This is a genomic window from Hoylesella timonensis S9-PR14, from assembly GCF_000762405.1.
Taxonomy (GTDB): Bacteria; Bacteroidota; Bacteroidia; order Bacteroidales; family Bacteroidaceae; genus Prevotella; species Prevotella timonensis_A.
Map to the genome: position 1 here is coordinate 1 of NZ_JRPQ01000163.1, position 10,180 is coordinate 10,180.

A 10,180-nucleotide genomic window follows, 5' to 3' on the forward strand; every position below is an offset into this window, starting at 1 on the left:
CTCAGATTTAATTTGTATCTTCGCCATGTCTATCGTCGGATTCTCTTGTTTTTTTGCAACACTAAGATAAGTGAATTCTTCGACATGGCAAAATCCTGGGCAACTTTTAGTTTCTCAGGTACTTAAAAAGTTTAATTTATAATAGTGTTGCGGAATTAAGGTTTAATAAAGGTATTTGTTGTTTTTGTCCTATCATTTTACCAAAAAACGACCATCTAAAATTTGCGAAATAGAAAAAATCAATAGGCAAACGGTGTACAAAAATACGCTGATTTTCCCCAAAAAACCGTCTCTTCTCGTTGGAACATTGTTTTAACGCCCTTGTAAACATGTATTAGAGGTGTTATTCATATGTTTCAACAGCATTACAGCATGCAAATAGGAGGCTTATCTCAATGCTTTAGCCGAAAAAAACTGGTAAAATTGCGAGTGAAATGTCACGACTTTGATATAATGCCATCAATAGCAACGGGTTATGGATATCGCTCATTTTTGGCGTATTTGCGACCAACTCTGTCGTTGATTGTCTACACGCGAGTTATGAGAGGCACTTTGTAAAGAAAATTCAGCATTTTTGCGCTCTGAAAGAGCAAGAAAGAAATGACACTTCCCCGACTCCTTTTGCGCTTACAGCGCGCCATTAGTTATTTACCGCTTACCCATGGTGTTACCATGGGCTATATTCCTTTTGGGGCTTCGCCCCGTCATTGCTTGTATTCGTTTACTGGTGCACAATTTCTTGGAGTGTCACCTTATTAAGCTTCGCCCCGCCTTTGCTCGTAACCGTTGCTGGCGCAATACTCGGCTGTTTCATTAAAATGGTCGTTTGTTATAGCATCGGAACGACACGGAGCGTCACGGATGTGCCGTGAAATTCCGTGCTCATCCGTTGCGATAAATATTACACACTCATAAAAGAATAATTACTTAACAACGAATAAAATGGAAGAAACAAAAGAGGTAAGCGGGTGAATGAATGCAATCGTTCTGCGATCAAAATAATTTTATAAACATGCTTTGGAGGAGTGTAAAACCATGACTTGCAGATATGATGCCGGAAGTGCGTGGTGTCGTTATAGCATCGGAAAGACACGGAGCGGCACGGATGTGCCGTGTAATTCCGTGCTCATCTGTTGCGATAAATATTACATACTCATTAAAGATAGTGCGAAAGCAATAAAATAATAGAACTTGCGTTATCCATTCGTGCAACGAAGAAAGATATATTTTCTCTGGCTGCTGCTCTTGAGTGTGTCTGCCGTACGAGCGCAATACGATGCGTCGTTCAGTCATTATTTTGACATGCAACCCTCATTTAATCCAGCAGCAGTTGGCAAACAAGACCAATTGAACATTAATGCAGCGTACGCCATGAGCATGGTTGGATTTCAAAATAATCCGAAAACGATGTACGCCGCGGCAGATATGCCTTTCTATTTCTTAAAGGCCTACCATGGAGGAGGTGTGCAGCTCATGAACGATCAGATAGGACTGTTTACGCATCAGCGACTTGCTGCACAGTATGCGCTTCGGTTCAAACTTTTTGGTGGAAAACTGTCGGCAGGTGTGCAGGCAGGCATGTTGAGCGAATCTTTTGATGGTACGAAACTAAATCTTGCCGATGCCAATGACCCCGCTTTTACGAATACGCAAGTCAAGGGCAATGCACTCGATATTGGCGCAGGATTATATTATTTCCATTCATCTTGGTATGTGGGCATCTCTGCTCAACATCTGACCTCCCCCGTTATTGACTTAACAGAAAAGAACCAATTTCACATTGATGCCACCTATTATTTAACAGCTGGATACAATATACGTTTAAGAAATCCGTTTTTAACTATACAGCCTTCTGTGTTGGTACGTACCGACGGTGTCGCTTATCGGGGCGATGTCACCGCTCGACTTGTCTACCAGCACGAAAAGCGAATGATGTATGGAGGCGTGGGTTATAGTCCCACCAACTCCGTCACCTTTTTAGTTGGTGGCAGTTTCCATGGAGCTGTGTTGGGATATAGCTATGAGTTGTACACTTCTGCCATTCAGCCCGGCAACGGTAGTCATGAGTTGTTCGTAGGCTATCAAATGGATGTGAATTTGGCGAAGAAAGGAAGAAATAAACATAAGAGTGTCAGACTTCTATAAATGTTACGTCGAAAAATGAATGTCACAGATATGAAGACAAAGATAAGTATGGTAATGGGCATAGTGAGCCTCATGATTCTGACTGGCTGCTTCGGCGGTAGGTCAGCCTCTTCGGTAGGACGAGGAGGAGAAGTAGTAGGTGTGGGAGGAAAAGCTTTCAGTGAGCCTACTCCTTATGGCATGACGCGCATCGATCGTGGTTACCTCAAAATGGGACTGGAGAAGCAAGATAGTCTATGGGGAAAAGAGATGACGCAAAAGGATATCTCTGTGGATGGCTTTTGGATGGATGAAACCGAGGTCACCAATTCAAAGTATAAGCAGTTTGTTGCTTGGGTTCGAGATAGCATCTTGCGGACACGTCTTGCAGATCCTGCTTATGCGGGCGATGAGACTTATCTCATCACAGAAGATAAGAACGGTGACCCAGTGCCACAGCATATCAATTGGAAGAAACCGCTCCCACGCCGAATGAACGAAGACGAACAGCGAGCTGTGGAGAGTATGTATGTCACCAATCCAGTGACGGGCGAAAAACTCTTGGATTATCGTCAGCTCAATTATCGATATGAAATTTATGATTACACCACGGCAGCACTGCGGAGAAACCGCATGATACCCGATGAGCGTAATCTGAATACCGACCAAACAGTTGACCCTGACGAGGTGGTTATGATTTCAAAAGATACTGCCTATATCGATGATAGTGGGCGTATTGTGAGCGAAACCATCAACCGTCCACGTTCGGGGCCATGGGATTTTTTGAATACTTACATCGTCAACGTATATCCAGATACCACCTGTTGGGTCAATGATTTTCAAAACTCGGATAACGAAACCTATCTTCGCAATTATTTCAGTAACCCAGCGTATAACGATTATCCCGTTGTGGGGGTGACGTGGGAGCAAGCCAATGCCTTTTGTGCTTGGCGTACCGACTACCTTTTGAAAGGTTTAGGAGCTGAGGCACGTTACATACAGCGTTATCGTCTCCCCACCGAGGCAGAATGGGAATATGCAGCCAGAGGCAAAGAAGGAAATGAATTTCCTTGGGACAACAAGGCAGTGATGTCAGGCGAGGGCTGTTTCTTTGCGAACTTCAAGCCTGATCGGGGTAATTATACCAAGGACGGCAACTTGATAACCAGCAAAGTAGGCATCTATGGCGCCAACTCGAATGGGCTGTACGACATGGCAGGAAATGTGGCAGAGTGGACCAGCACTATTTATACCGAAGCGGGAGTTGATGCGATGAACGATTTGAATCCGCAGTTAGCGTATAAGGCAGCGTTGGAAGATCCCTATAAATTGAAAAAGAAGAGTGTGCGTGGCGGGTCATGGAAAGATCCAGAATCGTATATTCGAAGTGCCTGGCGTACCTGGGAATATCAAAATCAACCTCGTTCATATATCGGTTTCAGATGCGTACGCAGTCTGGCGAATACAACAAGTACAAAACAGAAGAAAGGTCGAAAATAATGGCAGGATATAGTAAGTACAATATCATCTATCGTTTGCAGAAATGGATGGACAGTGTTCCAGGACAAACGTTCTTGAACTATGCATACAGTTGGGGCGCATCGTTGGTTATTTTAGGTGCGCTGTTTAAGCTGACGCACTTAAAAGGTGGAAACCTCATGTTGTTTATCGGTATGGGAACAGAGGTGGTGGTGTTCTTCCTCTCTGCTTTTGATCGCCCATTTGACAAGACTGCCGACGGACGTGAGCTTCCTACAAGAGTCACGGAGGAGTATTTGGAAACAGGCAAGGTTGTTTACGACTCTCCATTGGAAGAGCCTTCTGCAGCGCAGCCTATGCCAGCGGAAGCCCTCCACGCCTCTTCTTATGGCGGACAGAGACATCCAACGGCAGGTTCTGTAGTTGTTCCTCCGCCTGTTGCTGCAACAACAGGTACGGATATACCCGTAAGTGATGGCAGTGAGACGGCTGGTGCCTCCTCACAATGGGTACAAGCACAGCAGCAAAGTTCGCCTGAGTTGATAGAGGCGCAAAGCAAGTATGTCACCGAATTGAAGAACCTGACAGAGACTTTGGGGAAGGTCTCCGAACAGAGTGTAAGGTTGACGCGTGACAGTGAGGAAATGGAAAATCTAAATCGTACCTTAACAGGAATTTGTAAGGTTTACGAGATGCAGTTGAAAGGTGCCAGTCAGCAGATTGGTACGATTGATCAAATCAACGATCAGACTCGCAAGATGGCTCAACAAATAGAGCAGCTCAACAAGATTTACGCCCGTATGATAGAGGCGATGACCGTCAACATGCGTGCTGCCAATCCGGGGTTAGACCCTTCGCAAGAATAAACAACTCATCAACTTATTAACTCAGGAACTTATAAACTCAGGAACTCACCAACTTATAAACTCAGGAACTCATAAACTCATCAACTCAGAATGGCAATAAAGAAAAGACCTGTATCTCCGCGCCAACGCATGATTAACTTGATGTATGTCGTGCTGATGGCAATGTTGGCACTGAACGTATCTACCGAGGTGTTGGAAGGCTTTGCGGTAGTAGAGGAGAGTTTGAATCGTACTACCGCCAACTCTTCACGAGAGAATAGGTCTATCTATCGTCGACTTTCCGATCAAGTCAAAGCCAATCCCGCCAAGGTGCAGGCATGGTTTGACAAGGCTACGCAAGTAAAGCGCATGAGTGACTCGTTGTACTACTTTGTTCAAGAGCTCAAGGAAGAGATTGTGCGAGAGGCGGACGGTCCTCATGGAGATGTTTATAATATTGAACACAAGGACGATCTTGAAGCCGCTTCACATGTGATGCTGGCGCCTGGGGTAGGCAAAGGAAAGATTTTATACGACCGTGTGAATCGGTATCGTGAACAAATCTTGAAAATGATACCCGATGAGCACCAGCGACAAATGATAGCCAGCAATCTCACGACAAAGCGGTCGAAGCGAGCCCAAGCCATGGGCAAAAACTGGCAGGAATATATGTTTGAGAACATGCCCGTGTCTGCCGCTGTCACACTCTTGTCCAAGTTGCAAAGCGACGTCCGTTATGCCGAGGGCGAAGTGTTACATACGTTGGTAGCCAATGTAGACTTGAAGGATATTCGTGTCAATAAGTTGGAAGCCTTTGTGATACCAGAGTCTAAAACCGTTGTTAGTGGCGATCGCTTCTCGGCACAGATTGTCATGGCTGCCGTTGATACCACTCGTCAACCCGATATTTATATTGGTGGACGCAAAGTAAATTTGCACAATAACACCTATCAATTTACCGCAGGAGGTGTGGGCGAGCATTCTTTCCAAGGCTATATCACTATGACTAATGGTAGTGGTGAAACCATACGACGCAACTTCTCCCAGAAATATGCGGTAGTGGCACCAAGTGCTACGGTATCTGCTGACCTGATGAATGTACTGTATGCGGGCTACGACAACCCTATCAGCATCAGTATTCCTGGAGTGCCGCTTACTGCTGTCTCTGCATCAATGACAGGTGGAGGCTTCCGCATGGTCGCAGCAGGCAGATACATTGCACGTCCAACCACAGTGGGAAAGGATGTCACCATTCAAGTGGTGTCGAATCAGGGTGGAGGCGCAAGACCCGTTGGCAAATATACTTTCCATGTGCGCAAATTGCCTGATCCTATTGCCTATATTGCTTTGGGCACCGATCGATTCAGGGGAGGCGGTCTGTCCAAAGCTTCCTTGATGGGTGCGACAGGCATACAAGCGGCTATCGACGACGGCTTACTGGATATTCAGTTCAAGGTGGTTAATTTTGAGACGGTGTTCTTCGATAACATGGGAAATGCCGTACCCATGGCATCGAATGGCGCACGCTTCTCAGACCGTCAACGTAATGCTTTCCGACAGTTGTCACGCAACAAGCGATTCTACATCTCGCACGTTACAGCCGTGGGTCCCGATGGGTTGACACGTAAGTTACCAGCATCGATGGAAATTATCGTTAAATAAAAGGTGGACTGAGAAAAAAAGTCCACCATACAATTATATCACGATGAAGAAAACAATTTTATTGATAGGCATCATCTTCTGTGCGGTACAGTTAGCTATTGCACAACCGCCAGCACGGCGCGCCGAACAACAGCGTGCCCAACGTAACAATGCGCAAACGCTCAGTACACGGGCGCAACTCTCTTTTCCCACAGCTCCAAAGATGTCGGAAGATGTGGTGTGGCGTCGAGACATCTATCGCGAAATCGATTTAACAAAGGATGCCAATGCAGGACTCTATTATCCCGTAGAGCCGATGGGCACGCAGATGAACCTGTTTTGCTACATTTTCAAGTTGATGATGACTGGCAATATTAGAGCCTACGAATACCGATTGGATGGGAACGAGTCGTTTGAAGACTCCGCTCGTGTTAAGCCATTGGCATTTTTAGACAATTATCATGTCTTTTACGAGCGGACAGATCGTGGCATCCGTATCGATGACAGTGATATCCCATCGCGCGAGGTCACTGCATACTATCTGAAAGAAAGTGCCTATTATGACCAAGCTACTGCTACTTTTCACACTAAGGTGTTAGCCTTGTGCCCCATCTTGAAACGTGTGGATGACTTCGGCGATGGTACGACTTCTTATCCGTTGTTCTGGGTGAAATATGATGATTTAGCTCCTTTCCTTTCGAAACAGACGATCATGACCAGCAATCTCAACAATGCTGCCATCATGAGTATCGATGATTTTTTTACGAAGAACAAGTATCAGGGAAAGATTTATAAGACCAACAATATGTTGGGACAAACCTTGGCTCAATATTGTCCTACCGATTCAGCAATGAACCGTGAACAGCAGAAGATAGAAAAAGAGATACAGGCATTTGAAAAAAACATGTGGGGCGACGCTGCTCGTAAAGATTCTCTGGACAGTATTGCTAAGCTGAATCCGAAAGACAGTAAGTCAAAACGCGTTCGACGCAGTCGTACTCCTCGAGATGCGAAGGCGACAGTTAAGTCTAATCGAAGCCAAAAAAGTTCGTCCTCAAGCAGTTCTGCTGCTCGAGTGACCGTTCGTCGTCAGCGTCATTAAAATATAATATTTAATATTCACATTATTCAACTAAACAAAAACATGATGAAAAAAAGAATTTTATCTCTTATCACAGTATTAACTATGGTCGCAGTGTTGCCTACCAGCGCACAATTAAAATTTGGTGTGCAGGGTGGTTTCAACCTAAGCGAAATGTCTTTGGATAAAAACCTATTTAACACTTCTAACCGTGCAGGATTCTTTATTGGTCCGACGGTGAAATTCTCATTGCCGCTTACAGGATTGGGAATGGATTTATCCGCTTTGTACAATCGTGAAGAAACCAAGGTAGAAGGTGTCAACACCACCACATTCAATACCGTATTGAAACAACAATCACTGATAGTTCCTGTGAATGTAAGATACAGCATCGGACTGAGCGATGTGGCAAATATATTTGTATTTGGCGGTCCACAGGTTGGTTTTAATATTGGTGACAAAGTAAAAGAAATTTCCGATCTTCCTGATCAAGCAGCAGAGTGGTCGTTGAATTCATCGAACTTCAGCGTGAATGCCGGTCTTGGTGTCACATTTGCTACGCATTTTCAGGTTACAGCCAACTATAATGTGGGCGTTGGTAAGACAGGTGACATCACTTTCAAGAATGTGAAAGAGAGCGTAGAGAATCATAAGACACGTGCTAACTCGTGGCGAATAGGTCTTACCTATCTCTTCTAAACACTATTGTTATAGCGGTGTTAACTGTTGGCCATAAGCAGGTTAACACAAAAACTTAAAAGAGGGATGTCGTGAAGTGCGACATCCCTCTTTCGATACTATTCTTTCAGTCCAGTGACAGAAAGATTGTTTTCTCATTTGTTCTTTTAGATATGGTCAGTGTACAGGCTCAAAGCTTTGGCTGCAAAACTTGCGCGATGCGTTGTAGTGCTTCCAACATGAGGCTTCGAGGCATGGCGATGTTGAGCCGTAGATAATCTGCACCGGTCGTCTTGCCATACATCGTTCCACTGTTCACCATGACCTTTCCATGTTGTAGCAGCTCATTGGTAAGTTCATCGGCTTTCAAACCTGTGGCACTGATGTCTATCCAAACAAGGTATGTGCCTTCTAATTTCAATACTTTCAACTTGGGTAGATGTTCTTGAAAGAAGTCCTTGAGTACCTTGTAGTTCTCCCACAAATACAGATTGAGCTGGTCTATCCATGACTCCCCTTCATTATAAGCAGCTTGAAGTGCAATGACACCAAAGGGATTGACATCGCACACCTCATTGATATTAATGGCACGATCAATTTTTCGCTTAATGGTGTCATTATTGGTAATGATATTGGCTATTTGTAGTCCTGCGATGTTAAACGACTTTGTGGGTGAGTTGGTGGTGATACAATTGTCTTGGCAGGCTTTCGACACGGCTGCAAACGGCGTGAATTTGTATCCAGGCATAACCAGTTCACAATGGATTTCGTCGGCGATTACCTTCACACCATGTTTCAGACAAATATCGTTCATGCGGCTGAGTTCTTCAGGCGTCCATACACGTCCGGCAGGATTGTGGGGGTTGCAGAGCAAGAATACTTTTGTTTTCTCGTCTGCAGCCTGTTTCTCAAAGTCGTCAAAGTCGATTTCATACGAGTTGCCTTTACGTACCAGTGCATTTTCGGCGGTGGTACAGCCATTGTTGCGAATGGAAGAGAAGAAGCAATTGTAGACCGGAGTCTGCACCAGCACCTTGTCACCAGGCTCCGTTAGTGCCTTGATAATGGCAGAAATGGCAGGCACCACGCCAGATGTATAGATGATCCAGTCGCGTTCGATGTGCCACTGGTGGCGCCTGTCAAACCATGAGATGATGCTTTCATAATAGCTATTGGGTACCAAGGTATATCCAAAGACACCGTGATCCATTCTTTCTTTCAGTGCCTGACGTATGCAGGGGGCAGCCTGAAAATCCATGTCAGCCACCCACATGGGGATGACTCCATCTTCTTTTTCAGCGTCCCACTTCACCGAATTGGTGCCTCGACGTGGGACGATTTTATCAAAATCGTATTTCATAGTGTATCGTGTTTAAGATTATTTTCTAATGATGATTTCACAGTTGTTTGGCTGTAAGACGTTTTCATCAATGGTTACCGATCCGATAGCATCTGCTACGATCTTGCCAGAGGTAGGATTTTTAATGTTTGTGACGGCACCTCGGATGTCGGCTTGCACGGTAGATTCCTCGAACATTCTATCGCAGTCTTCGCCAAAGGTGCAGTTTTCAAGAATTAGGTTCTGACAATAGCAGAGCGGTTGTTCGCCTGTGATGTGACAATTTACGAGTTTGAGGTTCTTCGAGTGCCATCCTAAGTATTCACCGTTCAATTCGGAGTCGTAGATAGTTACGTTTTCTGTTTCCCAAAATGAGTCTTTAGTTGTTATTTTCGCATTGCGAATAACGGCGTTCTTCACATATTGGAAAACATATTTGCTATCACTCTCCCAGCCGTCGACGTCAACATCTTGACAGAACATCACAGGGTAAGTTCCCTCGTGCAGTGTTACGTTTCGCAAGGTAAGTCCGTTCACTTTCCAGAATGTTTCATCAGCATCGTTAATCACCACATTGGTGAGCTTCAGATTATTCATCTCGCGAAATAGCTTCGGTGCATCGATAACGGTATCTCTCATTTCCATGTTGTCTGAATACCAGATTGCCGATCGCGACCCAACTTCAAAATAGCAGTTGGTAATGAGCGAATGGTCTACGTGCCACCAAGGATATTTGCCCATGAAGCGGCAATGGTCGGCTTCGATATGATGACATTTCTTGATGCCCGATTCGCCTTCGGTGATGTTGACGTTTTCTAATCGTACATCGTGAATACCGAAAAGTGGACGCTCTCCTCCAAATTCTTTATTTTTAATGAGTTTCATTGTTTTTGTACTTCCTTTCTTTTTGTTTTATGGCAGGCAAATGAAAAATTATAAAGGCTGGTTCTATAAATTAGCTTTGTTAGATTTTGAGCTTATTTTTGAGGTCAA

At 44.7% G+C, this 10,180-nt stretch carries 9 protein-coding genes; 7 read left to right on the forward strand and 2 right to left on the reverse strand.

The genetic code is table 11. The features are described from left to right. The first annotated feature begins 600 nt into the window (after positions 1-600). From HMPREF9304_RS14500 to HMPREF9304_RS10475, 7 genes are all read left to right on the forward strand, one after another. Entirely contained in the window at positions 601-759 is a 159-nt protein-coding gene (locus tag HMPREF9304_RS14500; protein WP_156104808.1) for a hypothetical protein, read from the forward strand. Positions 760-1,191: 432 nt separating this feature from the next. Further along, on the forward strand, positions 1,192-2,145 hold the full coding sequence (locus tag HMPREF9304_RS10450; protein ID WP_374187984.1) for a PorP/SprF family type IX secretion system membrane protein: 954 nt from the start codon (positions 1,192-1,194) through the stop codon (positions 2,143-2,145). A gap of 48 nt (positions 2,146-2,193) precedes the next feature. Then, on the forward strand, positions 2,194-3,624 hold the full coding sequence (porK, locus tag HMPREF9304_RS10455) for a T9SS ring complex lipoprotein PorK/GldK (protein WP_374187985.1): 1,431 nt from the start codon (positions 2,194-2,196) through the stop codon (positions 3,622-3,624). Then, positions 3,624-4,469, forward strand: coding sequence for a type IX secretion system motor protein PorL/GldL (porL, locus tag HMPREF9304_RS10460; protein ID WP_036928855.1), 846 nt, complete (start codon positions 3,624-3,626; stop codon positions 4,467-4,469). Before porK ends, porL begins: the two co-directional genes overlap by 1 nt. 90 nt (positions 4,470-4,559) lie before the next feature. Then, the gene (gene porM, locus HMPREF9304_RS10465) at positions 4,560-6,110 is read left to right on the forward strand and encodes a type IX secretion system motor protein PorM/GldM (RefSeq protein ID WP_036928849.1); all 1,551 of its coding nucleotides are present in this window, start codon (positions 4,560-4,562) and stop codon (positions 6,108-6,110) included. Positions 6,111-6,153: 43 nt separating this feature from the next. Further along, entirely contained in the window at positions 6,154-7,191 is a 1,038-nt protein-coding gene (porN, locus tag HMPREF9304_RS10470) for a type IX secretion system ring subunit PorN/GldN (RefSeq protein WP_036928851.1), read from the forward strand. A 42-nt stretch (positions 7,192-7,233) separates the two neighbouring features. Continuing rightward, positions 7,234-7,869: a porin family protein gene (locus tag HMPREF9304_RS10475; protein WP_229039202.1), complete on the forward strand. Its 636-nt coding sequence runs from the start codon at positions 7,234-7,236 to the stop codon at positions 7,867-7,869. Between the two features lie 169 nt (positions 7,870-8,038). On the opposite strand, the gene HMPREF9304_RS10480 is transcribed toward HMPREF9304_RS10475, so the two are convergent. Both HMPREF9304_RS10480 and HMPREF9304_RS10485 read right to left on the reverse strand, forming a co-directional pair. Further along, on the reverse strand, positions 8,039-9,208 hold the full coding sequence (locus HMPREF9304_RS10480; RefSeq protein WP_036928852.1) for a MalY/PatB family protein: 1,170 nt from the start codon (positions 9,206-9,208) through the stop codon (positions 8,039-8,041). An 18-nt stretch (positions 9,209-9,226) separates the two neighbouring features. Continuing rightward, the gene (locus tag HMPREF9304_RS10485; RefSeq protein ID WP_036928853.1) at positions 9,227-10,072 is read right to left on the reverse strand and encodes a DUF3737 family protein; all 846 of its coding nucleotides are present in this window, start codon (positions 10,070-10,072) and stop codon (positions 9,227-9,229) included. Positions 10,073-10,180 lie beyond the last annotated feature (108 nt).

Coding starts and splice junctions, on each gene's coding strand:
- HMPREF9304_RS10475 (WP_229039202.1), top strand. CDS start 7,234: ATGATGAAAAAAAGAATTTTATCTCTTATCACAGTATTAACTATGGTC.
- HMPREF9304_RS14500 (WP_156104808.1), top strand. CDS start 601: ATGACACTTCCCCGACTCCTTTTGCGCTTACAGCGCGCCATTAGTTAT.
- HMPREF9304_RS10485 (WP_036928853.1), bottom strand. CDS start 10,072: ATGAAACTCATTAAAAATAAAGAATTTGGAGGAGAGCGTCCACTTTTC.
- porK (WP_374187985.1), top strand. CDS start 2,194: ATGGTAATGGGCATAGTGAGCCTCATGATTCTGACTGGCTGCTTCGGC.
- porM (WP_036928849.1), top strand. CDS start 4,560: ATGGCAATAAAGAAAAGACCTGTATCTCCGCGCCAACGCATGATTAAC.
- HMPREF9304_RS10480 (WP_036928852.1), bottom strand. CDS start 9,208: ATGAAATACGATTTTGATAAAATCGTCCCACGTCGAGGCACCAATTCG.
- porL (WP_036928855.1), top strand. CDS start 3,624: ATGGCAGGATATAGTAAGTACAATATCATCTATCGTTTGCAGAAATGG.
- porN (WP_036928851.1), top strand. CDS start 6,154: ATGAAGAAAACAATTTTATTGATAGGCATCATCTTCTGTGCGGTACAG.